This is a genomic window from Sulfurivirga sp. (genome assembly GCF_015490265.1).
In the GTDB taxonomy this organism is placed as follows: domain Bacteria; phylum Pseudomonadota; class Gammaproteobacteria; order Thiomicrospirales; family Thiomicrospiraceae; genus Sulfurivirga.
On sequence record NZ_WFYD01000027.1, the window covers coordinates 1 to 25,497 of the forward strand.

Annotated in this window: 24 protein-coding genes; 16 read left to right on the forward strand and 8 right to left on the reverse strand. The window is 66.9% G+C overall.

Features of this window, described 5'->3' with window-relative positions:
* The 5 genes from pyk to F8K16_RS01925 form a co-directional block, all read left to right on the forward strand.
* The coding region (gene pyk / locus F8K16_RS01905; protein ID WP_294946172.1) for a pyruvate kinase at positions 1–915 on the forward strand (915 nt) is incomplete at its 5' end.
* Between the two features lie 63 nt (positions 916–978).
* Positions 979–2,043, forward strand: a complete 1,065-nt coding sequence (gene fba / locus F8K16_RS01910) for a class II fructose-bisphosphate aldolase (RefSeq protein WP_294946175.1) — start codon at positions 979–981, stop codon at positions 2,041–2,043.
* A gap of 76 nt (positions 2,044–2,119) precedes the next feature.
* Complete coding sequence (locus F8K16_RS01915) at positions 2,120–3,547, forward strand: MFS transporter (RefSeq protein WP_294946178.1); 1,428 nt, start codon at positions 2,120–2,122, stop codon at positions 3,545–3,547.
* Positions 3,544–4,164, forward strand: coding sequence for a single-stranded DNA-binding protein (gene ssb / locus F8K16_RS01920; RefSeq protein WP_294946181.1), 621 nt, complete (start codon positions 3,544–3,546; stop codon positions 4,162–4,164). The genes F8K16_RS01915 and ssb overlap by 4 nt, the downstream gene beginning before the upstream one ends.
* Before the next feature lie 185 nt (positions 4,165–4,349).
* The gene (locus F8K16_RS01925; RefSeq protein ID WP_294946184.1) at positions 4,350–4,742 is read left to right on the forward strand and encodes an SCP-2 sterol transfer family protein; all 393 of its coding nucleotides are present in this window, start codon (positions 4,350–4,352) and stop codon (positions 4,740–4,742) included.
* Positions 4,743–4,819: 77 nt separating this feature from the next.
* Here F8K16_RS01925 and F8K16_RS01930 read toward each other — a convergent pair whose 3' ends face one another.
* Positions 4,820–5,023, reverse strand: a complete 204-nt coding sequence (locus tag F8K16_RS01930) for a DUF2892 domain-containing protein (RefSeq protein ID WP_294946187.1) — start codon at positions 5,021–5,023, stop codon at positions 4,820–4,822.
* 126 nt (positions 5,024–5,149) lie between these two features.
* Between F8K16_RS01930 and F8K16_RS01935 the strand changes: the two genes are divergently transcribed.
* The 4 genes from F8K16_RS01935 to F8K16_RS01950 all read left to right on the forward strand — a co-directional run bounded on the left by F8K16_RS01935 (position 5,150) and on the right by F8K16_RS01950 (position 8,166).
* Positions 5,150–5,560, forward strand: coding sequence for a LysR family transcriptional regulator (locus F8K16_RS01935; protein WP_294946190.1), 411 nt, complete (start codon positions 5,150–5,152; stop codon positions 5,558–5,560).
* Entirely contained in the window at positions 5,553–6,593 is a 1,041-nt protein-coding gene (gene argC / locus F8K16_RS01940; protein ID WP_294946192.1) for an N-acetyl-gamma-glutamyl-phosphate reductase, read from the forward strand. Before F8K16_RS01935 ends, argC begins: the two co-directional genes overlap by 8 nt.
* A gap of 61 nt (positions 6,594–6,654) precedes the next feature.
* Positions 6,655–6,999 (forward strand): iron-sulfur cluster insertion protein ErpA, encoded by a 345-nt coding sequence (gene erpA / locus F8K16_RS01945; RefSeq protein WP_294946194.1) that lies wholly within the window; start codon positions 6,655–6,657, stop codon positions 6,997–6,999.
* Between the two features lie 18 nt (positions 7,000–7,017).
* Positions 7,018–8,166, forward strand: a complete 1,149-nt coding sequence (locus F8K16_RS01950) for a citrate synthase (RefSeq protein ID WP_294946231.1) — start codon at positions 7,018–7,020, stop codon at positions 8,164–8,166.
* Positions 8,167–8,989: 823 nt separating this feature from the next.
* Here the strand turns inward: F8K16_RS01950 and recD are convergent.
* The 6 genes from recD to proC form a co-directional block, all read right to left on the reverse strand.
* Positions 8,990–10,612, reverse strand: a complete 1,623-nt coding sequence (gene recD / locus F8K16_RS01955; protein WP_294946198.1) for an exodeoxyribonuclease V subunit alpha — start codon at positions 10,610–10,612, stop codon at positions 8,990–8,992.
* Positions 10,609–13,995 (reverse strand): UvrD-helicase domain-containing protein, encoded by a 3,387-nt coding sequence (locus F8K16_RS01960; protein WP_294946200.1) that lies wholly within the window; start codon positions 13,993–13,995, stop codon positions 10,609–10,611. Before F8K16_RS01960 ends, recD begins: the two co-directional genes overlap by 4 nt.
* 1 nt (position 13,996) lies before the next feature.
* Positions 13,997–17,191: an exodeoxyribonuclease V subunit gamma gene (locus F8K16_RS01965; RefSeq protein WP_294946202.1), complete on the reverse strand. Its 3,195-nt coding sequence runs from the start codon at positions 17,189–17,191 to the stop codon at positions 13,997–13,999.
* A gap of 477 nt (positions 17,192–17,668) precedes the next feature.
* On the reverse strand, positions 17,669–17,959 hold the full coding sequence (gene yggU, locus F8K16_RS01970) for a DUF167 family protein YggU (protein WP_294946204.1): 291 nt from the start codon (positions 17,957–17,959) through the stop codon (positions 17,669–17,671).
* A 1-nt stretch (position 17,960) separates the two neighbouring features.
* A complete protein-coding gene (locus F8K16_RS01975) occupies positions 17,961–18,536 on the reverse strand; it encodes a YggT family protein (RefSeq protein WP_294946206.1) in 576 nt (191 codons plus the stop codon).
* Positions 18,533–19,372: a pyrroline-5-carboxylate reductase gene (gene proC, locus F8K16_RS01980; RefSeq protein WP_294946208.1), complete on the reverse strand. Its 840-nt coding sequence runs from the start codon at positions 19,370–19,372 to the stop codon at positions 18,533–18,535. Before proC ends, F8K16_RS01975 begins: the two co-directional genes overlap by 4 nt.
* A gap of 118 nt (positions 19,373–19,490) precedes the next feature.
* On the opposite strand from proC, the gene F8K16_RS01985 reads away from it, so the two are divergent.
* A complete protein-coding gene (locus F8K16_RS01985; protein ID WP_294946211.1) occupies positions 19,491–20,555 on the forward strand; it encodes a hypothetical protein in 1,065 nt (354 codons plus the stop codon).
* Positions 20,556–20,705: 150 nt separating this feature from the next.
* The gene (locus F8K16_RS01990; RefSeq protein WP_294946214.1) at positions 20,706–21,824 is read left to right on the forward strand and encodes a GGDEF domain-containing protein; all 1,119 of its coding nucleotides are present in this window, start codon (positions 20,706–20,708) and stop codon (positions 21,822–21,824) included.
* Here F8K16_RS01990 and F8K16_RS01995 read toward each other — a convergent pair.
* Positions 21,815–22,528, reverse strand: a complete 714-nt coding sequence (locus tag F8K16_RS01995; RefSeq protein WP_294946217.1) for a YggS family pyridoxal phosphate-dependent enzyme — start codon at positions 22,526–22,528, stop codon at positions 21,815–21,817. The two genes, F8K16_RS01990 and F8K16_RS01995, sit on opposite strands and share 10 nt — an antisense overlap.
* Positions 22,529–22,644: 116 nt before the next feature.
* Between F8K16_RS01995 and ppk2 the strand changes: the two genes are divergently transcribed.
* The 5 genes from ppk2 (at position 22,645) to F8K16_RS02020 (ending at position 25,337) form a co-directional block, all read left to right on the forward strand.
* Positions 22,645–23,391 carry a polyphosphate kinase 2 gene (ppk2, locus tag F8K16_RS02000; RefSeq protein WP_294946234.1) on the forward strand — a complete coding sequence of 249 codons (747 nt, stop codon included), beginning with the start codon at positions 22,645–22,647 and terminating at the stop codon, positions 23,389–23,391.
* 3 nt (positions 23,392–23,394) lie between these two features.
* Positions 23,395–23,628, forward strand: coding sequence for a hypothetical protein (locus F8K16_RS02005; RefSeq protein ID WP_294946219.1), 234 nt, complete (start codon positions 23,395–23,397; stop codon positions 23,626–23,628).
* Positions 23,629–23,630: 2 nt separating this feature from the next.
* Positions 23,631–24,101 carry a YbhB/YbcL family Raf kinase inhibitor-like protein gene (locus F8K16_RS02010; protein ID WP_294946222.1) on the forward strand — a complete coding sequence of 157 codons (471 nt, stop codon included), beginning with the start codon at positions 23,631–23,633 and terminating at the stop codon, positions 24,099–24,101.
* Between the two features lie 122 nt (positions 24,102–24,223).
* Positions 24,224–24,931 (forward strand): SIMPL domain-containing protein, encoded by a 708-nt coding sequence (locus F8K16_RS02015; RefSeq protein WP_294946225.1) that lies wholly within the window; start codon positions 24,224–24,226, stop codon positions 24,929–24,931.
* A 46-nt stretch (positions 24,932–24,977) separates the two neighbouring features.
* On the forward strand, positions 24,978–25,337 hold the full coding sequence (locus F8K16_RS02020) for a diacylglycerol kinase (protein WP_294946228.1): 360 nt from the start codon (positions 24,978–24,980) through the stop codon (positions 25,335–25,337).
* Positions 25,338–25,497 lie beyond the last annotated feature (160 nt).

A 25,497-nucleotide genomic window follows, 5' to 3' on the forward strand; every position in this document is an offset into this window, starting at 1 on the left:
GACAAGGAAGACATCAAGACGGCGGCGAAGATCGGCGCCGACTATCTGGCGCTCTCCTTCCCGCGCAGCGCCGAGGATGTGGAGGAGTGTCGCCGGCTGGCGCAGGAAGCCGGACTGAACGCCGGCATCGTTGCCAAGATCGAGCGGGCTGAGGCGGTGGCGGACGACTACACGCTGGATTCCATCATTCTGGCTTCCGATGTGGTCATGATCGCCCGCGGTGATCTGGGTGTGGAGATCGGTGATGCCCAGCTGCCGGCCATCCAGAAGAAGATCATCAAGCGCGCCCGTCAGCTCAATCGGGTTTCCATCACCGCGACCCAGATGATGGAGTCCATGATCGAGAACCCCATCCCGACCCGGGCGGAGGTGTTCGATGTGGCCAATGCTGTCATGGACGGCACCGATGCGGTGATGCTCTCCGGCGAGACGGCCACCGGGCGCTTTCCCGCGCTGGTGGTGGAGTCCATGGGGCGCATCTGCCGCGAGGCGGAGAAGGCGCGCGTCACCCGCGAGTCCACGCACCGCATCGACGAGACTTTCGCCGCCGTGGACGAGACCATCGCCATGTCGGCCATGTATGCGGCCAATCATTTCCCGGGCGTGCGCGCCATCGCCGCACTGACCGAATCGGGCAATACGGCACTGCTGATGAGCCGCATCAGCTCCGGCATTCCCATCTACGCCATGACCCCGCACCTGGAGACCCGTCGCAAGGTCACCATCTACCGGGGCGTGTATCCGTCCACCTTCAACTACGACGGCCTCTCGGACGAGGAGCTGCAGCAGGCCGTGCTGGAGACCCTCAAGGGCTATGGCGTGGTGGAAAGCGGCGATCTTGTGGTGCTGACCCGCGGGGCGGCCCGGGGCGTGATGGGCGGCACAAACCGCATGGAAATCGTCAAGGTGCCCTGATAAGATAGCCCGATATCAATCAATAACCGTTTTTGTTTAGCGACCTCAAAGGAGTAGCCAACCATGCCAATGATCACATTGCGCGAGCTGATGGATTACGCTGCCGAGCACGGCTTCGGCATGCCGGCGTTCAACGTCAACAACATGGAGCAGGTCAAGGCCATCATGGAAGCGGCCAAGGAGACCAACTCTCCGGTGATCCTGCAGGGTTCCGCCGGTGCCCGCAAGTATGCCGGCGAGCCCTTCCTGCGTCATCTGGTGGCCGCTGCCGTTGAAATGTATCCGGACATCCCGATCGTCATGCACCAGGACCACGGTTCCGATCCGGGCGTGTGCCTGCGCGCCATTCAGTCCGGTTTCACCTCCGTGATGATGGACGGCTCCCTGATGCCTGACATGAAGACGCCTTCCACCTACGAGTACAACGTGGAAGTCACCCGCAAGGTGGTGGAAATGGCGCACTCCGGCGGTGTATCCGTGGAAGGTGAGCTGGGCTGCCTGGGCTCTCTGGAAACCGGCAAGATGGGTGAGGAAGACGGTCACGGCGCGGAAGGCGTGCTGGATCACTCCCAGCTGCTGACCGACCCTGACGAGGCGGCTGAATTCGTCAAGGCCACCAATGTGGACGCGCTGGCGGTTGCGGTGGGTACCTCCCACGGCGCCTACAAGTTCACCAAGAAGCCCTCCGGCGACGTGCTGCGCATCGACCGCATCAAGGAGATCCACGAGCGCATCCCGACCACTCACCTGGTCATGCACGGTTCTTCCTCCGTGCCGGAAGAGTGGCTGGAGATCATCAACAACTACGGTGGCGACATGGGTCAGACCTACGGTGTGCCGGTTGAGGCCATCGTTGAAGGCATCAAGTACGGTGTGCGCAAGGTCAACATCGACACCGACCTGCGCATGGCCTCCACCGGTGCCATCCGCAAGCACCTGGCCGAGAACCCCTCCAACTTCGACCCGCGCAAGTTCCTGAAGGCGGCGCAGGACGCCATGAAGGAGATCTGCAAGGCGCGCTTCGAAGCCTTCGGTGCGGCCGGTCACGCAGACAAGATCAAGCCGCTGGGTCTGGAAGTCATGTACCAGCGCTACGAATCCGGCGAGCTGGATCAGAAAGTCAACTGATCCGCACCGCTGCGATTTTGCGACACAAGCCCGGCCTCGTGCCGGGCTTTTCCGTTCCATGCAAGGGAGGTAGGCAATGAGCGATCAGAAAGGGCAGGAAGCGCTGTTCAAACCGGAAATGACCCCGCAGGAGAAAAAGGCCACCTTCGCCATCGCGGGCGTCTTCGCCACGCGCATGCTCGGCCTGTTCATGATCTTTCCGGTGTTTGCGCTGTTTGCCCACACCGCTTTTCCGGAAGCGACCGGCACCCAGATCGGCCTGGCCATGGGCATCTACGGCCTGACGCAGGCGCTGCTGCAGATTCCCTTCGGGCTGGCGTCCGACCGATGGGGGCGCAAGCCGCTGATCGTTGGCGGCATGCTGGTGTTCGCCATCGGTTCGGTCATCTGTGCCGTGGCGCCCGATATCGAGACCATGATTCTCGGCCGCGCCGTGCAGGGCATGGGCGCCGTGGCGGCGGTGTTGACTGCGCTGGTGGCGGATCTGGTGCGCGAACCGCTCCGGCTGCGGGCCATGTCCGTGGTGGGCATGACCATCGGGCTGTCGTTCACCCTGTCGCTGATTCTGGGGCCGATTCTGTCCAACTGGTGGGGCGTGCGTGGCATCTTCTGGGTCATCGCCCTGCTGGCGCTGCTGGGCATCGTGCTGGTGCTGTTCGTGGTGCCCACGCCAAAGACGCACAAATTCCAGCGTGAGGCGGAGGTGGACGTGCGTCAGATTGGCCAGGTGTTGCGCCACCCGCAGCTTTTGCGGCTGGACTTCGGCGTGTTCAGCCTGCACGCCATGCTGACGGCCATGTTCGTGGTGGTGCCGTTGCTGATCGCCCACGAGGCCGGACTGGACAGCCAGCATCACTGGAAGCTCTACCTGCCGGTGATGCTGCTCTCCTTCGTGTTGATGGTGCCCTTCATCATCCAGGCGGAAAGCCGCGGGCGCATGAAACCGGTGTTCGTGGGGGCGGTGGCCACGCTGGTGCTGGTGCAGCTGGCCTTTGCCGGCATCACGCCCGGCTTCTGGGCGCTGTTTGCCCTGCTGCTGGTGTTCTTCACCGCCTTCAACCTGCTGGAGGCCACGCTGCCGTCACTGGTGGTCAAGCTCTCACCGCCGGACAAGAAGGGCACCGCCAGCGGCGTCTATTCCACCAGCCAGTTCCTCGGCGCGGCGCTGGGTGGCGCGCTGGGCGGCTGGCTCTATCAGCACCATGGCATTGACGCGGTCTTTTACGGCGTGGCGGTGCTCGGTTTGCTGTGGCTGGGGGTGGCCGCTACAATGGAGAAACCGCAGCCGCTGAGCATCGCCTCCCTGCCGCTGAGTGAGGCACTGATGCAGGTGGACGACGAGACGCTGAGCGCCTTTCTGCTGCACCAGCCGGGCGTGGCCGATGTGGTCATCCGCAAGGATGAGTGCACCGCCTATCTCAAGATCGACCGCAAGCAGACCGGGGAGCTGGTGCTGGAGCAGGCCCTGAAGGAACATTTTGCAGACAAGGAACCCCATTCATGAGTCGAGGCATCAACAAGGTCATCCTCATTGGCACCCTCGGGCGTGATCCCGAGGTGCGTTACGCCGCCAACGGCAACGCCATCGCCAACCTGAGCGTGGCCACCAGCGAGCAGTGGAACGACCGTCAGACCGGCGAGCGGCAGGAGCGCACCGAATGGCACCGGGTGGTGCTGTTCGGCAAGGTGGCCGAGGTGGCGGCCCAGTATCTGCGCAAAGGCTCGCAGGTCTATCTGGAAGGGCGTCTGCAGACGCGCAAGTGGACCGACCAGAACGGCATGGACCGTTACACCACCGAGGTGGTCATCGACCAGCGCGGCACCATGCAGATGCTCGACCGCCGACCGCAGGGCGGGGATGCGCCCTTTGACCAGCCGCCCGGTCAGGGCGGCTGGCAGCAGCCGGGACCGGCGGGGGGCGCACAGCAGGCCGGCGGCTTCGGCGGCGGACAGAGCGCTCCCCAGCAGAGCCCGCCCCGGCAGGGCGGGTATGGCGGTCCGGCCTCCCAGCAGGGCAATGCGCCAGTGGGGGGTGGCGCTTCGACACAGCCATCGGCCGGTGGGGCCGGGGCACCGTCACCGGCAGAGGTGCCCTTTGACGATGACGATGTGCCCTTCTAGGCCAGGCCCTTTCTGTTCCATGCATGACGGAAAACCCCGCCTCGGCGGGGTTTCTTGTTTTTTGAGTGTTAAGGCCATAAGTTTCGCTTTTGGCGGAATAATGATATTTGAATATGTTGAATAAATGATTCGATACAATTCTTTCCGGGTTGTGTTCAATGTGATCAGATCAGAGGAGAAAATGCATGGCACTGTTTGATGAAGCCTGGATGACCCGTTTTGCGGAGATCTGGAACGGTGATGATGAGCTGACCGGTGCGCTGGGGGCGATCGGTTTCAATTCCACCATCGGTTATGGCGTGCCGGATGAGGACAGTCCCCGTGGTGTGCTGGTGGTGGAAAATGGCAAGGTCGCTCATGCGGGCGCTTGGAATGGCGAGGCGCTGAACTGGGATATCCGCGCCAGCGAGGAGCAGTGGCAGAAGTGGATGGCCAAGCCGCCGGGCATGATGGGACTGGGCACGGCCTTTACGACAGGCAAGCTCAAGTTCGTGGTGGGAGACTATGGCGCCATGCTCAAGGATCCGGGCATGGCCAAGCCCTTCATCCGCACCTTCCACCTGATGGGGCAGGTATGAGCTGGATCCCCTGTGGAAACTGAAAACCCCGCCGGCATGGCGGGGTTTTCTTTTGCCCAATCAGACGGGATGATGGCTCAGTCGCCGTATTTCTGCTCCGCCAGACCGCAGGTCTGAAAGCCGATGAGGCTGTAGAGCGGGCACCATTTGATCAGTCCGGTGACCAGCAGAATCAGGCCGATGATCCAGCCCCAGAGACCGATGGCGCCACCGGCGGCAAAGCCCACCAGAATGATGCCGACGATAATCCGGAACCAGCGATCCAGACCACATACGTTCATGACGTGCCTCCTCCTGTTTGCATTATTGAACCTTCATATCCATGTTATTGAGCGGCTGCATGGCGGTCAAAGGGATTAGTGTCCGCTGAAATGCCGTCGGGGACGCGGGGCGTGCATAATATGCCCATGGCAAAGGATGACGGACAGCGCGCACCGGGCGATGCACTGGTCCCCGGGCTGCATGCGCGCCTGTGGCTGGTGAACGAGGCGGGCGACAACTGGGTCGGCATCGGCCGCGTGCAGTTGCTGCGCGCCATCGAGCAGACCGGCTCCATCCGTCAGGCGGCCCGGCAGCTGGGCATGTCCTACAAGCGCGCCTGGTCGCTGGTGGAGGCGCTCAATGCACTGGGACCGGAGCCGATGGTGGTCAAGGAGGCCGGCGGGCGTCACGGTGGCGGCACGGTGGTGACCGATTACGGTCGCGCCACCCTTGAGCTCTATGCACGCATGGAGGCGCATCTCAAGCGCTGCGCCGAGGCCATCGAACGGGATATCGCCCGCTGGCAGCGGGGAGAGAAGGGAGAACGTCATGATTGAGATCGGCATTGTGGGCGGCACCGGCTATACCGGTGTGGAATTGCTGCGGCTGCTGGCGCAGCATCCCGAGGCGCGGGTGAAGGTGATCACCTCCCGTTCCGAGGCGGGGCTGCATGTGTGGGAGCTGTTCGCCAACCTGCGCGAGGCGTATCCGGATCTGTGCTACAGCGAGCCGGACGCGGCGGCGCTCAAGGCCTGCGATCTGGTCTTTTTCGCCACCCCCCACGGCGTGGCCATGAAGCTCACGCCCGAACTGCTCGACGCCGGCGTGAAGGTGATCGATCTGGCGGCGGATTTCCGCATCACCGATCTCAGGGTGTGGGAGAACTTCTACGGCATGCCCCACGCCTGTCCGGAGCTGATGCGCGAGGTGGTCTATGGTCTCCCGGAGCTCAACCGCGAGCGCATCCGCCATGCGCGGGTGGTGGCCAACCCCGGCTGCTATCCCACCGCGGTGCAGCTGGGGTTCTGGCCGCTTCTGAAGGAGAAGCTGATCGACATCGACCATCTGGTGGCGGACGCCAAATCCGGCATCAGCGGCGCCGGACGGGGCGCCAAGGTGGGTTCGCTGGCGGCAGAGACCTCCGAAAGCTTCAAGGCCTACGGCATTGACGGCCACCGCCATCTGCCGGAGATCGAACAGCAGCTCAACCACATGGCCGAGGGCCATGTGAACCTGACTTTCGTGCCCCATCTGGTGCCCATGATCCGCGGCATCGAGGCCACCCTCTACGGCCGGCTGACCCGCAACGTCTCCATCGAGGACCTGCAGGCCCTGTTCGAAGAGACCTACGCCGAGGAGCCCTTCGTGGACGTGATGCCCCGCGGCAGCCTGCCGGACACCCGCATGGTGAAGGGCTCCAACATGTGCCGCATGGCCGTCTACCGGCCGCAGGGGCGTGACATCGTGGTGGTCACCAGCGTCATCGATAACCTGGTCAAGGGCGCAGCCGGGCAGGCGGTGCAGAACATGAACCTCATGTTCGGACTGGACGAAACCTGCGGGCTGACCGCCCCGGCGCTGCTGCCCTGACGGGCGCGGCGGCCGCCTGTGGTAAAATTGCCCCTTATCACCATTCGGGAGGGCGACAGCCATGAGCGACATGCCGAAAGATCCGGTCATCTTCACCGAGGCGGCGGCCGACAAGGTGCGCAGTCTCATCGAGGAAGAGGGCAACCCCAACCTCAAGCTGCGTGTCTACATCACCGGCGGCGGTTGCTCCGGCTTCCAGTACGGCTTCACCTTCGACGAGAACCAGGCCGAGGATGACACCGTGGTGGAGAAGAACGGCGTCACTCTGCTGATCGATCCCATGAGCTTCCAGTATCTGGTGGGCGCCAAGATCGACTATCTGGAAGACCTGCAGGGCGCCCGCTTCGTCATCGAAAACCCCAACGCCACCACCACCTGCGGCTGCGGCAGCTCCTTCAGCGTCTGACAGGAGAGCACCATGACCATGGAATACGTGCCCGGTCTGGCGGGCGTGCCCGCCACCAAATCCGCCATTTCCTGCATTGACGGCCAGAAAGGCATTCTCACCTACCGGGGCTATGACATCGCCGAGCTGGCGCAGCACTCCACCTTCGAGGAGACCACCCTGCTGCTGCTCTACGGCGAGCTGCCCAACCGCGCGGAGCTGGAGGCCTTCGACGCCCAGCTGCGGGAGAACCGCCGGGTCAAGTACAACCTGCGCGCGCTGATGAAGAACCTGCCGCACACCACCCACCCCATGCACATGCTGCAGACGGCGGTGGCCTCGCTGGCCAGCTTCTACCCCAGCACCGAATACATGGAAGGGGGCGAGGAGAGCCGCGACTACATCAACGAGGTGACCATCAAGATCATCGCCCACATGGCCACGCTGGTGGCCATGTGGGAGCACCTGCGCAACGGCTACGATCCCATCGAGCCGCGCAAGGACCTCACCTACGCCGAGAACTTCCTCTACATGCTCAACGGTGACGACCCGGATCCGGAATGGGCCCGCCTGCTGGACGCCTGTCTGGTGCTGCATGCCGAGCACACCATCAACGCCTCCACCTTCACCACCCTGGTGGTGGGCTCCACCCTGGCCAACCCCTGCTCGGTCATGTCCGCCGCCATCGGCGCCCTGTCCGGCCCGCTGCACGGCGGCGCCAACCAGAAGGTCATCGAAATGCTCGACGAGATCGGCGACGTGAAGAACGTGCGCCCCTACATCGAGAAGCGCCTGAAGAACAGACAGGTCATCTGGGGCATGGGCCATAGGGAATACAAGACCAAGGACCCGCGCGCGGTCATCCTGCAGCAGCTGGCCGAAGAGGTGCTCAAGGACAAGGCCGGCCTGTCCAAGACCTTCGAGATCGCCCGCGAGGTGGAGCGGGTGTGCGAGGAATATCTGGGGCCCAAGGGCGTCTATCCCAACGTGGACTTCTACTCCGGCATTCTCTACCGGGAGATGGGCTTCGACCCGCTCATGTTCACCTCCATCTTCGCCGTGGCCCGTTCCGCCGGCTGGATGGCCCACTGGCGCGAACAGCTGCAGGGCAACAAGATCTTCCGTCCCACCCAGATCTACACCGGCCCCGGCCCGCGCTGCTACGTGCCGCTGGACAAGCGCGGCTGAGGCGGTCGCCCCGCTTTGCCAATGGCCGCTGCGCCCCGCCTTCGAGCGGGGCGCGGTCTTTTGGGGCGGTTGAAAAGGCCGCAAGCCGCCCTGAAAAGGGATTTTCACCGCACCGCCCGGTGCGGCTGCGCGCCGACCTTGCAAAAATGGGGGAGACCCCGTCCCGCGGGACGAAAAACGGCGCTGCAGAGCTTTTCTCGGGTTTTCCACGATGCCCTGCGGCCGACTCCGCGGAATTGGGGGAGACCCCGTCCGCAAGGGGGCGGAACCGGGCACCGGCGTGCCCGTGAGAAGCGACGGGGCGTGAACTGATTCATCCTTTCCAACAGAAGCGGGGCATGTCTGCCGATGCTCTGCGACCCGTTTCCCTGCCTCGGTCCGCCGTCCGCCGCGGCGCGGTTATGTGCCGATCCTGTAAAAGTGGGGGAGACCCCGTCTCCACGGGCAACGCACGCCCCGGCGTTCCCCCTGCGCACTCTTCCGGGCGATGGTGTGCCGGCTGCCGGGCGTGTGAAGGCGCAACCTGCCCGTCCGGGTGGCTTTTTGGCCGTCAACGCCCCATTTTCCCGAGCTGTCCGCCCTCACCGCCTGCGTGGCCGGGCGGTGGCCCTGCAAAAGTGGGGGAGACCCCGTTGCGCCGGAGAGGACGCCAGGGTGGAGAAGGCGTTGCGGCTGTGGAGGAGCGGCGGCACAGGCGGCGGGTTCGGCGGGACTGAGGCGTTGCCGTTGCGGGGCTATGGCGAGGGGGCGTCGGAAGGCCATGGAGCAGCGCCTTTCAGGCTGGGCTGACTGGCGTTACGGGCGGGTTTCCGCCGCTTACGGCTCAGGCGCCGTCCGTCTCCCGCAGCCGGGTCAGCAGGCGGCTGGTGCGGGAGATGGGCCGTTCGATGCCGCTTCGCAGCACCGCTTCGTCACCGGCCAGACGGAAGGCTTTCTTCGCTCGGGTGACGGCGGTGTAGAGCAGCTGGCGGCTGACCAGCTCATGAGGCGAGTCCGGCAGCACCAGCAGGACCCGGTCGAACTCGCCGCCCTGCGCCTTGTGCACCGTCATGGCCAGCGCCGGCTCCCATGGCGGCAGGGCGGTCAGCGGCAGCCCTTCCACGTCCTTGCCGCGCCGGAACCAGGCCTTGAGCAGTGATCCGTCGGGCACCAGCACGCCGGTATCGCCATTGGAAAGCCCCAGACCGGGCGCGTTGCGGGTCACCAGCACCGGCATGCCGGCCCAGACGCCCTCTCCGGCCGGTTGCAGCAGTCCCTGCGAGGCCCAGTGCAGCAGCAGGGTGCGGTTGAGCGTCTCCACCCCGGTGGGGCCACGGCGCAGCGGCGCCAGCACCCGGAAGCGCTCCAGCGCCTCCAGCAGCGCGCGCGCCTGCGCTGCCGGCTCACCGGCGGGCTGGCGCAGTGCCGCGGCATAGTCGGCATGGCCGTCTACCATGGCGGTCATCAGGTCCGTGTCGAGACGCTGGCCGTTTTGCGTGATGTGTCGCCATGCGCTATCGCTCTCGCCCTGACGGATGGCGTCGGCCAGTGCCTTGATGCTTGCGGGAAAACGGTGGGTTTTTTCCAGCTGGACATGCGCTTCCGGCAGGCCGTCGATCAGGTCGCTCAGCACCCGGCCCGCCTCCACCGAGGCCAGTTGGTCCGGGTCGCCCATCAGCACCAGACGGGCGTCAGGGCGCAGGGCGTCCACCAGCTGGGCCATGAGGGTGACATCCACCATGGAGGCTTCGTCCACCACCACCAGCGCGTGGGGGAGCGGGTTTCCGGCGTGATGGCCGGGGCGACCGTTGCCGTCCATGCTCAGCAGCCGGTGCAGGGTGACGGGCGTGACCGCCGCCAGCCGTGCCCGTGCGGCGTCATCCAGCGGCAGATCGCCTGCCGCATTGCCGATGGCGTCACTCATGCGCTGGGCCGCCTTGCCGGTGGGCGCGGCCAGTGCGAAGTCCAGTCCCGCCTCGGCACGCAGGTGGGCGGCCAGCAGCCAGGCCAGCGTGGTGGTCTTGCCGGTGCCGGGGCCGCCGGTCAGCAGGGTGAGGCGCTGCCCCAGCATGCGGCGGATGGCGGTCAGCTTTTCGCCGTCCAGCCCGAATTGGTCCGCAGCCGCAAGAAAGGCGTCATCCAGCGTCGTCTCGGTCTGGCGCGCGGATGCGGTCGTCATGGCGCGCAGGCGGCGGGCGATGCGCGCTTCCGCCTTCCACAGGCGCTGAAACTGCAGCCAGCCGTCCCGCAGCACCAGCGGCGTGTGTCCGTCGTCCGAGACCCAGGGCCGGGTGGCCAGCCATGTCTCTTCTTCCTCGCTGACGGGGATGGCGGTGTCGCCCCGCCCCTGCGCCTGCAGCAGTTTGCGCAGCAGCCCCACCAGCGGGCCGAAGTCCTCGTCCGTGGCGCCGAAGGTGCGCGCCAGCTCACGGGCCAGCGGTGTCAGATCCGTGCCGTAAGGGGTCATGAGCTGCCTCCGAACAGTCGATCCGCCTCTGCGATCAGCGTGGGGGTGAAGCCGGCGCTGAACACACCCGCATCGCTGCCGGCGCGCATGCCGCGCACGAAGAGATAGTGGGCGTCCCCCAGATGTCGGACCGGGTCGTAGTCCGCGCCGAGACTGAAGCGCAGGGTGCGGTGCAGCGCCACCATGTAGATGAGCGCCTGCAGCAGATAGTGGTGCGCGGCCATGGCCTCGGCCAGTGCGGGCGCGTCATGGCGGGCCAGCCGGTTGGTCTTGTAGTCGATGATGTGGTAGCGGCCGTCCACTTCCACGGTCAGGTCCACGAAGCCCTGCAGATAGTGGCGCAGGTGCGCCCGGGCCGTGTCCTCATGCAGCGGGCTCCAGCCGGGCCACCCGGCCATGAGCCGGTTGAGGGCCGTAGGCGAGAGGTCGGGGGCGTCCAGCACGAAGCCCCGTTCGCGCACCCATCGGTGGGGCGGCAGCTGCGCCAGCGTGAAGCCGCCCACCCGGCCGCCGAGTGTGTTGCGCACCTGCCGGCGCAGCTGTGCCCGCTGGGGCTCATGCAGCGGCAGACCATGGTGGTGGCTCAGTTCCATGATGAGCCGGTCCACCTCGGCGTCGTCCGGCTGGAAGTGGGGCAGCCGCTCCATCAGATCGTGGAACAGGGTGCCGAATCGGGCGCCGGCGGGCAGATCGTCATCGGCCGGGGCCTCCAGCAGCGGGTCGGTGTCCGCCCGTGCCTGCAGGGAGGGATCCTCCACCGCCTCCGGCTGGCGGCGCGCCAGTGCGGTGAAGCTGCTCAGCAGGGTGGCGCGCACCGGGCCGGGCGGTTCGGGGGGCGCACGCCAGCGCAGAGGCTCCGCAGGCGGCTGCCAGCGTGCCGTCGGGGCCTCCTGCACCGCCACGGTCTCGAACAGGTCGGGACGGTCATCCAGCACCTGCCGGCGGGGAGGCGGCGTGTCTTCTTCCGACAGGGTGCCCAGCAGATGGTGGAGCACGCCGGTTTCCCCGCCGGGCAGGTAGAGGCCCAGATGGCTCTCGGCCCGGGTGCAGGCCACGTAGAACAGGCGCAGCTGCTCCTGCTGCTGCGCCGTTTGCAGGCGCGTCTTGAGCGCTTCGCTGAAGCCGATCCGCCGGCCTTCCGCCTCGGCCACCGCATACGGCGTTCTGGCGCTTTTGGCCTTCCAGTCCCCATAGACCAGCGTCACCGGATACTGCAGCCCCTTGCTGGCGAAGATGGTGGCGATCTCCACGGCGTTCTCGTCGCTCTCCAGCCGCAGGGTGTCGCGGTCGGAGTCGTCGCGCCAGGCGCGCAGCGCCCAGCGGAACAGTTCCAGCGGCGGCAGACGGTCGTCCAGCGCCTGCTGCTGCAGGCGCTCGATCAGGTGGCGCAGGTCGGCGATGCGCCGCTCGCCGTCCTCGTGGGCGGCCAGCGTCTGCCAGCAGGCCAGCTGGTCGAACAGGCCGGTCAGAGCGGCCATGATGCCGTCCCCCTGCCAGTGCCGCCGCGCCTCCGACAGGTGCGCCCGGGTTTCGGCCACGGCCACGCCATCGGTCAGCCGGGTCACCGGCCAGCGCATCAGCGGGCCGATGAGAAAGGCGTTCAGCGCGCCGCTGTCGCGCGGATCCAGCATCGCCTGCATCAGGGTCAGCAGCGCTTCGCTGGTGGCGGTCTTCCACAGGCTGTCCGGCGCGCTGCGCACACTGGGCACGCCGCAGCGGCGCAGGGCGGTCTGCACTCGGGCGGCATGGTCGTGGATGGGCACCAGCACGGCGATGTCCCGTGGGCGCAGGGGGCGCTGATCGGTGCCCAGACGCCCCCGTTCCAGCAGGGTGACGATATCGGCGCACAGCCGCGCCAGCACCGCGTCGGGTTCGGCGTGGGGCGCCGGGTGCAGCAGACGGATGCGGTTGAAGGGGGCGCCGTCCAGCGTCAGCTGCACGGTCTCATCGTTCACACCGGCGCGCACCGGATGATAGCGGCAGCGCGGGTCGAGGAAGGTGGGGGCGTCGTCCCGTTCGGCGAACAGCAGGTTGAAGCCCTCGATCAGCGCGCTGTGGGAGCGGTAGTTGGTGTCCAAGGTGTAGTGGTGGTCCGCCTGCTGCACCGCCAGATGGTAGGTTTCCACGTTGGCGCCGCGGAAGGCGTAGATGGCCTGCTTGGGGTCGCCGATGAGAAACAGCCGCTTCGGCGCTTCGTCCGTGCTGCGGAACAGGGTGGAGAAGATGCGCCACTGGTCCGGGTCGGTGTCCTGAAACTCGTCGATCAGGCAGGCGTGGTAGCGGGCCCGCAGGGTGTCGGCCAGCGGGCCGTCCACCGCCTCGGCCAGCCGGTGGCGCAGGCTGTCGAAGGTGAACAGGCCGCGCTGTTCAAGGCGCGCCTGCCGGGCCTCGGCCCACTGGCGGTGCAGGTGGCGCAGCCAGGCAGGGCGCAGCCGCTGGAAGTGGGGCCACAGGGCGTCCAGCGCGGCCAGCTCAAGCTTCAGCGGCGCGGGCAGGGCCTGCTGCCACTTCTCCCGGTCTTTTGCGTAGGCGAGCTGGTCGATGTAGCTGGCCACATCCGGCGCGCCTTTGGGCAGTTGCGTCCAGTCGGGAAAGCCGCCACGCAGCAGAGGGGTGACCACCACCCGCCACGCCTTGGGGAGCGCATTCTGCTTGAGCGGCGCCGGCGGGTCGCGCAGCAGGTCGGCCAGCGTACGGCCCAGCCGCTGGCGGGCGGCGGCCTGGCGCAGCGGGTTGTCCCCTTCCCGCTTCAGAAAGGTCCTCAGCGCCTGGTCGAAATCGGCCACCTCGTCCTCGAAGCGTGCGTAGGGGCCGGCCTTGTCGCACAGTTCGAACACGGCGCCGGCGTCGGCCAGCCCGTCCACCAGTTCCGGCGCCTGTCGGCTGACGGTCTGGATGTTTTCCTGCCACAGCCGGTCGATGAGCAGGCGGTCCAGTTCGGCGGCGTCGTCCAGCAGGGTGCTGTCCTCGGCCAGCCCCAGCGCCAGCGCATGGCGACGGGTCACCTGAATGCCGAAGGCGTCGATGGTGTGGATGGCGGCCAGATCCATGTCCCGCAGCGCCCGCGCCAGCCGCTGCCGGGCGTTGTCGGGATCAAGGCGCCGCAGCCACGCGCTCAGGGCCGGGTCGTCGCAGGCGGCGCCGTCCAGCAGGTGGTGCAGCTGCGCCAGCCGGGCGTGGATGCGCTCGCGCAGCTCGGCGGCGGCGGCGTTGGTGAAGGTGACCACCAGAATCTGTTCGATGGGCAGGCCGTCTTCCAGCAGCAGCCGGGCCACCAGCTGGGCCAGGGTGTAGGTCTTGCCGGTGCCGGCGCTGGCTTCGATGACGTGGATGCCCGGCGGCAGGGGGGTGTCGTAGAGCGCGAAGGGATCAGGCATGCGCATGTCAGTGGCTCTCCGTTTCCAGCCGGCTGTGCATGACCGCCGTCGTCAGCCGGGGTTCGACCGTCTCCCACAGGGGCATGATGCGCGCCTCCAGCACGGCGGCGGCGTCGGCGCCGAAGAGGGTGGTCAGCACCGCATCACGCTGGTCGTGATCACCAAACCCCTGATCCAGCCCCAGACTGAGGCGGGCCGCCTTGCGCCACTCGGTCCTGACAGGCTCGCCGTTGCGGAGGCCCTTTTCCACCGCCGGCCACAGCCAGTCGGCCAGCAGGGGCAGCGGCGCCTCGCTCGCTCGCCGGGCGAGCGCCAGCCAGCCTTCCAGCTCGGCACGGGCCGTGTCCGTTTCCAGTGGGGACAGAATGAGCACGCGTCCCCGGCCCTCATGGGTGTGCAGCAGTCGGGTGTCGCACGGGTCTGTGGCGCAGGCGGCCAGATGCCCCAGCCAGACATTCAGCCACAGGCTGCCCTTGAGGCGGTGAGGGCGGCACAGCAGCCGTCCCGTTTCGTGGCGGGCGTCGTCCTCGAACAGCAGTGAGCCGCCTTCCAGTTCGATGCGTATTTCCCGCGCCGGCAGGTGTTCGCCCAGCCTGTCCTGCAGGCGTTTGAGCTGTTCGCGGGTGAGGTTGAGTTCCTGTTCCAGCAGCGCCCAGGCGGCGGTGCCCACCGGCTCCAGCGGCCAGCGGCCCTCTCCCTGCAGGCGGCGCAGGCGGGTTTTGTCCACGCCGGCGGCGCAGCCGATGGCTTCGCGCACCTGCCAGCGGTCAAGGGCGCTGGTGGCCAGCATGGGGCGGGGCGGCGGCGGTGCCTTGAGGGCGTGCGGGCTCAATTGGTGCCGGTCGAGCAGCCAGCGCACGGGATGGGTGAGCAGGCGGGCCAGCTGTGCCAGCGGCAGGGGATCGGGCAGAGGGGCCGGCGGCAGCGGCTCGCCGAGCGGGTCCGGCAGCGCTGGCCGGGGTTCGTGCAGGGCGCGGGCCAGCCGGTAATGGCGCAGCTGTCGCCCGGGCGGCAGATGGCGCGGCCCGTTGTCCACGAAATAGGCGCTGTGGAAGGGGCGGTCGGCGTGGCTGAAGGTGTGGGCATCCACCTCCACGCCGTAGCGGTTCTCCAGCAGCTCGCGCAGTTCGATGATCACCTGCGCGGGCGGCAGGGGTTCGTTCTTGTCGGCGCTGAGGCCCTGCCAGGTGACGATGAGCCGCTGGCGCACGCCCAGCAGCAGTTCGAGGAAGGTGTAGCGATCCTCCGCCCGGGGGTTGCGGTCGCCGGGGCGGAAGCGGGCGGCGATCAGGTCGTATTCCGGCGGGTGCCACGGGCGGGGCCAGGCCAGGTCATTCATGCCCACCAGCACCACCACCTTCATGGGAATGGCGCGCATGGGCAACAGGTCGCAGAAGGTGATGCCGCGGGACAGGAAACCGTGGGAGGCGCGCTTTTCCTGCGCCAGCGTGTCGGCCCAGACGGCCAGGGTTTCCAGCGACAGTTGCGGCTGTCGCAGGGCGGCGGTTTCCGCCTCCAGCTCGCTCAGCAGGGTGTCGATGAGCCGGTGGTGCGCCGGCTGGTCGGCATAGAGCAGATCGTTCCAGCGGCGCAGGGCGTCCAGCCAGGCCTTCACCGGCTGCGGTCCCTGGGTGCCGAGACGGCGCTGGCGCTGCAGTTCGTCCAGCAGGGCGAGCAGCGGGGCGAACAGCGGGAGCGTCTGGCCGGAGACACCGCCGACCGGCGCCCAGTCGCGCCACAGGCCCTGCTCGTCGTCCATGACCGCGCCCAGCAGCAGGCGGCGCACGCCGTCGAGCCAGGTGTTGGCGTGGTGGGGGTCGTCCAGACCGAGACGCACCTGCCCCCGCTCCACCAGCAGCTGGCGCAGCTGCTCCAGCTCGGAGGCGTCCAGCCTCAGGCCGGTGGCCACGTCCTCGCGGCTGATGAAGGCGAACAGCGCCTCCCAGCCGAAGGTGCCGTCGGCCAGCAGTTCGAGCCACTGGCTCAGGCTCTGGGCCGCCGGGTTGTCCAGCGCCAGCGAGCGGTCGGCCACGCTGTGGGGCAGGTCGGCGAAGACGGTTTCGATGTAGGGCCGGTAGGCGGCGATGTCCGGCGACATGACCACGATGTCGCTGGCGCTGAGGGTGTCGTCCTCCGCCAGCAGGGTGTCGATGCGGTCGCGCACCACTTCCAGCTCCCGCAGCGGGGTGTGGCAGCGGTGGAATTCCACATTGACCCGCGTCGGCAAGTTGGGGTCGATGTGGGTGCGGTTGTGGCGCAGGTCGTGCTGCAGGCGGCCGATCAGGTCCTGTGGCGGGCTGTCCTCTTCGTCGGTGCTCTGGCGCACGGGAAAGACGCCGGGGCGGGTTTCCAGCGTCTCCAGCAGGTTCTGGAAATGGCGTCCCTGCTGGGCCAGCGCCACCAGCAGGGGGTGGTGGGTCTCGCCGGCGAAGGGGTCGTCCGGGTCGAAGTCGCGCCGCTGGCTCAGGTCGCCGAAGAAATCCGCCGTGGGGGTGAGCACGAAAAGATGCACCGGCACATGGCGGGAGAGGGCGTCGAGCACTTCCAGCATGAGAGGCGGCATGAAACTGATGCCGAAGACGAAGATGCGTCCCGGCAGGGCGCCGTCGGGCAGGTTGCCGCCGTTGAGCCGTTCGATGAGCGCGCGCCAGCGCTCGCCCCGGTGGTGGGGCAGATCCAGCGCGCGCCAGATGGCCCGCTGCCAGTCCTCATGGGGCAGATCGCAGGCTGGCCGGTCATGCGCCCACCTGTCCAGCCAGTCCGGTCGCATCATCTGATACTGGTCGAACAGGTTGGCCAGCCGCATGGCCAGCAGAAAGCGCTGGCGGTCGCCGTCCAGATGGGGCGCCAGCAGACGGTGCGCCTGCGGTGTCAGCTCAAGCGTGTCTGCCCGGCGCAGCACCTCCTCGATGCGCCAGCGCAGATGGGCGCGCTCCAGCTGCGCCTCGTCCAGTTCCACGCCCACCGCCTGCGCCATCCGGGCAAAGAAGTGGACGGGAAAGGGGAACTCCCCCTGGCTGAACACGCCGAAGCGCTCGCTGAGCCGCTGCTGCAGCCAGCGTTCCATGCCGCGCCCCTGAATGAGGAAGGGCACCCGCTCGAAGGGCGCCGGTGGCGCGGCTTCCAGCAACGTGGCCAGCTGGTCGAACAGGGCTTCCGTGCGGGTGTGGGTGTGCAGCGTCAGGCGGATCTCGTCGGTCATGGCGCAACTGTATCACAGGCTTTTGCGCTGTAAAGAGGTGGCCGGCACCCCGTGCGACCTGCGCTGTCGCTCCGGAGTGAGACGGTGTGTAAAAAGCGGGTGCCCCTTGGAAGCAAGGCGCCATGGCAACATGCCGGCAGCGCCTGTCCGCGAAAAGGCTGCCGGCGGGATGCGCCTGCGCCGATCGGAACCGGGGAAGAGAGCGCTTTTTCCGCCAGTCTCCGTCCATGGGGCGGGGGTTTCCGGTTTTTTCCCGGCGCGGGATGGCGGCGCGCCGCAAAAATGGGGGAGACCCCGTGGTCGAGGGGGGCAAGTATGGCTGTGGCCGGGTTTTTCCGGGCGATTTTTTCCGCCCGGTGGCAGGCACGCCGTAAAAACGGGGAAGGCCCCGTCCATAATGGGCATGGAGACGCATTTTTGCGTCACGCTGGCGGCGCGGCAGGCGGGCGTCCGGTAAAAATGGGGGAGGCCCCGTTGTCAGGCGGGTTTTTCCAGCCCGAAGCCCGTGGGCAGCTGTCTTGGAGCGTGGATGCGCAGGCGTTTGTGGCGCGACAGTTCGCCTGATTCGATCTCGATCTGCCCCTTGGCCACCTTGAACTGCTTGGCGAGGAATTTGATCAGGTGGGCGTTGGCCTTGCCGTCCACCGGCGGGGCGGTGATCTGGATCTTCAGCTCCTCGCCATGCCAGCCGGCGATCCGGTCGCGGCTGGCCTTGGGCTGCAGCAGCACCGGCAGGATGAGGTCGTCGCCGTCCCAGCGGGCCGCCATCTCATCCGCCCACCAGCGCCGCCCGCGCCATGTTGGCGATGGGGCCGACCAGCAGGATCTGCGCCAGCTTGATGGCGATCAGCGCCGCGATGGGAGAGAGGTCCAGCCCGGCAATCGACGGGATGAAGCGGCGGAAAGGCGCCAGCACCGGTTCGGCCAGCTGGTGGAAGAGGGCCAGATTGGGGTTGTAGCCGGGCTGCACCCAGCTGAGGATGGCCTGAATGATGATGAGCCAGAACAGGCTGTCCAGCAGCACGTTGAGGGTCTCGGCCACGCCGAACAGGGCGATGCCGGCGGCACCATAGTGCTGGCCGGTGAGCAGGCTCACCGCCACGGCGTAGGCCACTTCCGTGAGCCAGGCAGCCGCCAGTGCGGCCCAGTCCCAGCGGCCCTTCACCGGCAGCAGGCGTCCCAGGGGGGCGCAGGCCCAGTTGGTCAGCCGCGCGGTGATGTGCACCAGCGGCAGGCGCCAGTCCACCCGGGTGGCGCGCATGAGAAAGCGCAGGATGAACACGAAGGTGACCAGCCCGAAGACCACCTGAATGAGAAACAGCATCGCCTGCAGGCCTGCGCTCATGATTTCACCTCCTCGTCCCGTCCCAGCTGCTCGGCCAGTTCCTCGGCGCGGTTGCGCGCCGCCTCGGCGGCCTGATGGATGATCTCGCGGCAGCCGGCCTCGTCAAACACGGCCAGCGCCGCGGCGGTGGTGCCGCCCGGGGAGGTGACCCGGCGGCGCAGTTCGGCAAGATCGTCCTCGCCTTCCAGCGCCATGCGCGCCGCACCCAGCGCCGTCTGCACCGTGAGCAGACGGGCCGCCTCAGGCGTCAGGCCGAGGCTTTCGCCCGCGTCGGCCAGCGCCTCCATGAACAGGAAGAAATAGGCCGGCCCGCTGCCGCTGATGGCGGTGACCGCATCCAGCAGCGACTCCTTCTCCACCCACAGGGTCAGCCCCACGGTGCGCAGGATGTTCTCGGCAGCGTCCTTCTGCTCCGGCATGACCTGCGCATTGGCGTAGAGGCCGGTGGCGCCGCTTCGCACCAGCGCCGGGGTGTTGGGCATGGTGCGCACGATGGGCAGGCCGCCGCCCAGCCAGCGGTCGATGGCGTCGGTGCGGATGCCGGCGGCGATCGAGATGATCAGCGGTCGGTGACCGACGGCGGGTGAGAGTTCGCGGCAGACCGCCTGCAACTGCTGCGGCTTGACCGCCAGCACCACCACGTCCGCCTGCCGGGCCGCTTCGGCGTTGTCGGCCAGCGCCCGCACGCCCAGCTGCTGCGTCAGCTGCTCGCGGGCCACCTCATTGGGGTCGGTGGCGCTGATGCGCTCGCGCGGAAAGCCGGCGGCCAGCAGTCCGCCGATGAGGCTGCGGGCCATGTTGCCGGCGCCGATGAAGGTGAGATTGAGCGATTCCATGTGTGCAAGTCCCCGCGGATGGTTGCCGGAAATTGTAGCACTCAAGGGATGGCGCACCATGCCGATAAACCGGTTGACGGCGTGAGGGGCTCCCCGCGCCGTGCAGAGGAGAAAAGCCATGAATACACAGATGACAGGCTTTCACGACGCCCTCGGCCGGCTGGGGCTGAGCGGCTGGAAACCGACCGGAAAGACCCATTTCCCGACAACGGCCGACACCGGCGTGCAGGCGCGTGCCGGCGTAGCTGCCGTGGCTCGGCAGGCCGAAGCGCTCCATTACGGCGAGACCTTCCGGCTCGACATCGTCACCCGTGACGGCGACCGGGTGCGGGTGGACGTGCGCCAGATGCTTCAGGCCGTGCATGCCTCGGAGGCGAAGATGGCCGGCTACGCCGGGCCGGAAGGGGTGGCGGTGGTCGGTTCCCGCGCGGAGCTGGAGGCAGGGCGCTTCGAGGCCCGTTTCGGCCTGCACGTTCAGGGCGAGCTGGACGAGGACGAGATGAAGGCGCTCAAGTCCATCTTCGAGCAGGTGGCCGATCTGGCCGACCAGTTCTACGGTGGCAACATTCCCGCTGCCCTGCAGGCGGCGAAGGCGTTGCAGGTGGACGGGAGCGAGATCGGCAACGTGAGCCTGAACATGACCCAGCAGATCACCTACGCCCGCATTCAGCAGCAGGCGGCGGCCGCCTATGTGGAGGTGGAGCGTGCCCGTCCCACGACCGGCCCCGATCCGGTCAGGGCGGCGCGGCAGGTGACCCGCTACTGGGCGCAGGTGGAGCAGGTGCAGCAGGTGATCCAGACCACCTTCCGCAGCTTCAGTCTCACCATCGAGACCATGATGGGGGGCGGGGACAGGCGCGCCGTCTCCGCCATCGAGCAGGTGCATGAGGAGATCCGAAAGCAGGTGAAGCAGCTGCGCGCCATGCTGGGTCTGCCGGAAGAAGAGGCCACAACGGCGGACGCTGCACAGGCGGAAGACAGGACAGCCGAGCCGAAGGAGAAGGCAGGCAAATCAGAGGAGAGCGATTCGGCGGTGCGTGATCGGCACGCCGCCACACCGGAGGCTTCGCCCGCCGCGCCCGCGGCGGCGGAGAGTGGGGAAAGCGGGGGTGCGACCGCATCGGCTGGCGCGGCGGCGTCGGACGGTGTGCCCCGTGAACAGAAGGTCGACGCCATGGCATAGACCGGGCGAGACCGTCGCAAAAAGGAGATCCGGACCCCGCTTCATGCGGGGTTCGTCATTCTGGAATCCGCAAAAATTACGCCGGATCAAACGTCTGCCCCTTTCAATGCCCACCCGTCGTCCTTAATATAGAAAGCGGGAGGGAGCCCTATGGCCCGAACATCCGTCAATCTGCGTCTGCAGCAGTTCCGCGCCCGGCTGGTGAGTCTGCTGGCGTGGGTGTCGACAGGCATCGTGCTGGCCTTTCTGCTGGCGGACCTGATCGGCGTGCTGGCCTTTCCCGTCGAGCATGTGACGCTCGACCTTTTCATGGCCGCCATCTTTCTGCTGGCAGGGTGGACGGCACACCGTTTTCCAGCGCTTGCTTCCCGGGTCTTCATCGCCATGTCCCTGCTGGTGCTGGCGCTGCTGGCCTTCAAGGTGCATGAGTATCCCGTCAGTTATCAGCAGCTGTTCTTCTACGGGCTGGTGGTCACCGGCAGCTACATTACCGTGGGGCTGGAGGGCGGCACGCTGACCACCGTGGTGGCCATCGGCCTGCTGGTGCTGCTGCGCCCGCAGGTGGAGCTGGTGGCCGGCGCCAAGGCCTACGCCTATCTGTTCCTGTTCGTTGGCATGAACGCGCTGCCATCCGCGGTGCTGGCCTGGTACATGCTCGATTATTTCAACATGCTGGCAGAGGAGGAGGCGCAGCTGCGCCGTCATGCACTGACAGACCCGCTTACCGGTCTGCTCAACCGGCGCGGCTTTCTGCAGCAGGCGGAGGCGCTGTTCGCTGCCCATCGGCGTACCGGCACGCCGCTGTCGGTGGCGCTGATCGATCTGGACCGTTTCAAGCTCATCAATGACGAGCATGGCCATGCGGTGGGCGATGCGGCGCTGGAGCATGTGGCCGAGCAGATGCGCCGGGCCTTTCGCCGTGACAGCGACCTGCTGGGCCGGTTGGGCGGGGATGAGCTGGTGGTGCTCATGCCCGGCACGGACGCCCGGACGGCGGCCCGCTACATGGCGCGGCTCATCGACCAGCTGCGCCTGCAACCGGTCCAGGCGGGGGAGGCCACCGTGGTGGTGACCCTGTCGGTGGGGATTGCCGAGCTGGCCCCTCAGGTGGATCGCAGTTTCAGTGACCTGTTGCGGCGGGCCGACCTGGCTCTCTACGAGGTCAAGCACAAAGGGCGCAACAGCGTGGCCGTGGCGCCGGTGTTCCGGCGCAGCGAGGCGCGCAGCCTGCTGCACAATCACTACTTCAACGGCTCCCGTCAGGCCTGAGACCGGGTGCCGTAGTCCCGCGGCCCGAACAGGTCGGTGCCCACGCGCACGATGGTGGCGCCTTCCAGAATGGCCGCTTCCAGATCGGCGCTCATGCCCATGGAGAGCACGTCCAGCTCCACGCCCAGAGTGCGATTGATGCGCTCCAGCGTCTCGCGCAGCAGGCGGAAGGGGCGGCGCTGGTTCTCCAGCCCTTCGCTGCGGGCGGGAATGGTCATCAGCCCGCGCAGCTCAAGGTTGGGGAGGGTGAGCATCTGCTCCGCCAGCGCCAGCGCTTCGTCCGGCGTGACGCCGGCCTTGGTGGGTTCGTTGGAGGTGTTCACTTCGATCAGCACCGGCAGGGGGCCTTTCTCCGACGGGCGCTGCTCGCTCAGGCGGCGGGCGATCTTGAAGCGGTCAATGGCATGCACCCAGTCGAAGTGTTCGGCGATCAGGCGCGTCTTGTTGGACTGGATGGGACCGATCATGTGCCAGATCAGATCCGGCCGCTGCCGCTGCTTGGCCACGCCCTCCTGCACATAGTTCTCGCCGAAGTGGCGCTGCCCCAGCTCGGCGAAGGCGTCCACCATTTCCAGCGGTTTGGTCTTGCTCACCGCCAGCAGGGTGATGTCTGCCGGATCACGACCCGCCTGCCGGGCCGCCTGCTCGATGCGCGCCCGCACCTGCTCAAGCCGTTGAGCCAGATCAATTTTGGTATTGTTCATGGTTTATATTTTGTATAGATGAGATGTAATATGAAATTTTCAATCTGACGACGGAGAGTGTATCAGTGGGCAAGAAGATTGTCTCCAGCCAGAACGGTTATCCCTACGCGGAGCGCATGGGACGCAAGGAATATGAGCGGCAGAAGCGGCTGCTGCAGATCGAGCTGCTCAAGCTGCAGAAGTGGATCAAGGAGCGGGGCGAGCGGCTGATCATCGTCTTCGAGGGACGGGATGCGGCCGGCAAGGGCGGCACCATCAAGCGTTTCATGGAGCACCTCAACCCCCGCGGGGCCCGGGTGGTGGCGCTGGACAAGCCCACCGAGAAGGAGAAGGGGCAGTGGTATTTCCAGCGCTACATTGATCAGTTCCCCACCTTTGGCGAGATGGTGCTGTTCGACCGCTCCTGGTACAACCGCGCCGGCGTGGAGCGGGTGATGGGCTTCTGCACGCCGAGCGAGTACAACCGCTTTCTGCGTCAGGCGCCCGAGGTGGAGCGCATGATCCTTGAGGAGGGCATTCACCTGATCAAGTTCTGGTTCTCCGTCAGTCGCAAGGAGCAGCTGCGCCGTTTCGAGAAGCGCAAGCACGACCCGCTCAAGCAGTGGAAGCTCAGCCCCATGGATCTGGCCTCCCTCGACCGCTGGGACGACTACACCAAGGCCAAGGAGGACATGTTCTTCTACACCAACACCAGCTATGCGCCCTGGACGGTGATCAAGTCGGACGACAAGAAGCGCGCTCGTCTTGCGGCCATGCGCCATGTGCTCAATCAGTTTGACTACGACGGCAAGGACGCTGAGGTGGTGGGCACGCCCGACCCCCTGATCCTTGCCAGCGGCGACGACATTTTCAAGGAGGACTGAACCATGCGACTGAAGATCAGACAGCGGGCCGAAGGGGTGGTGAAGCGCTTTGAGGAGATGCTGCCGGCGGAGGTGGCCGCGCAGGTGGACCGGGAGCACTTCGACGAGCTGACTTTGCTGGTGGAGGCAGCCATCGGCGACATCTACGCCACCGCCATGCATGAGGTGGCCAAGGAGATGGAGGCGCTGGCGGCGAAATATCGCAAGCAGGAGCGCATTCTCATGGAGGAGCTGTAACCGTGTATCTGCACAGTGATGCGCTGGGCGAGCGGGTGGATGAGCGCTTCGTCTACAACGGCTATGGCTGTCACGGGGAGAACCTTTCTCCGCCGCTGGACTGGGGTGGAGCGCCGCAGGAGACGGAAAGTTTCGCCCTGATTGTCCATGACCCGGACGCCCCCCGGCCCGGCGGCTGGTGGCACTGGATCGTGTTCGACATTCCCAGGGTGGTGCACCGCATTCCCGAGGGTGCGGGTGCCTTTCTGCGCGAGCTGGGAGCGGTAGAGAGCGTCACCAGTTTCGGTACGCCCGGTTACGGCGGCCCCTGCCCGCCGGTGGGGCACGGCCCGCACCGCTATGTGTTCAGCGTGTTCGCCATGCCCAGGGCGCGTCTGCCGCTCCGCCCCGACACCTCGCCCGCCGTGGCCGACGCCTGGATTCGGGAGCACGCGCTGGACAGCGCCAGCCTGATCAGTCATTATCAGCGCTGAGGCCGGCGCCCGCTGCCCCTGTCCAGGCGGCATCGGGCCGTCATGGCGACGGGGTCTCCCCCGTTTTTGCAGGCTGCCCGCGTCGGCCACCGCAAAAATCGTGAAAAAACGAGGAGAATGCCATGAAGAAGGTGCTTGCAGGCGGGCTGCTGTCCCTTGCGGCCCTGCTGCCCGTCTGGGCGGATGATGCGTGTGAAGAAGGCACGCGGGTGAACTTCAGCCAGCGGGTGGAGACGGTGGTGGCGCAGGATGAGCTGGTGGCCACCCTCACTGCCACCCGGGAGGCGGACACCATCGTGGCGCTCAACCGCACCCTGAACACCCTGTCACAGCAGGTGGATGCGGCGGCGAAGAAGCTGCCGAAGCGGGTCAGGCTGGTGCTTTCGGGCTGGAACAGCTGGCCGGTGTATGACAGCAAGCGCAAGGTGATCGTGCGCTGGCGCGGTCAGCTGAGTTATCGGCTGACCGGCCCGCTCAAGGATGATGACGCCAGCCGTGCCCTGCAGGCGTTGCAGCGCTACATGGCCGTCAGCAGCGTGCGGTTTGGCATCTCACGGGAACGGCAGACCGCCCTGCGCAACACGCTGGAGAGTCGACTGATCCATGACGCCCGGGCGCGGCTGCGGAAGCTGCGCGAGGCGTTCGGAGCCGGCTCGGCCACTTTCCTCAAGGTGGATCTGGGCATGCAGGGTGGCATTCAGCCCAAGCCCGCGCCCATGCGCGCCATGTTCAAGATGATGGCCGCCGACATGCCGGCGCCCAAACTGCGTGGTGGCGAGCAGAGCGTGGCGGTCAGCGGGCGCTTCGAGGCCTGTCTGCTCCGACGGTGAAAGGCGGATTGGCCATGCTGTCCTGTCGGGATGGAGGGCGGTCAGGATGAGCCGGGCGCCTTTTCCGCTGCGTCTGCTCAGCGCCCTGAGGGGGCTGGGCGCCTTCTGGCGGCGCGATCAGGCGACGCTGCGCAGTCTTGTGGTGACCGCCGTGGGCGTGGCCCTGTTCTACCATCATCACGGCGGGCTGACGCCGGTGTGGTGGGCGCTGCTGCTGGTTGCCGCAGGCGGTGTCTTGTTGACGATGCTGATGCGGGCGGCCATCGAGACGCTGATCGACCCTCTGCACCCGAAGTCTCACCCCGCCATGGAGCGGGCGCGTGACATGGCCGCCGCGCTGGTGCCGGTGGCCGTGGCGGTGGCGCTGGGTGTGGGCGTGCTGGCCGGCTTCTACGGCCTGCGGTAGAGGCTCAGTTGCGCTCCCGCTCGTTCAGTGCGGCCATCATGCGCAGCTTGAGCAGTTCCAGCCGGGCCGGGTCGGCCAGCTTTTCGCTGATTTCCAGAAACTTCTCCTCCAGCCAGGCGGCGTCCAGGGTGAGGATCTCCTCCAGTCCTTCGCCCACCTC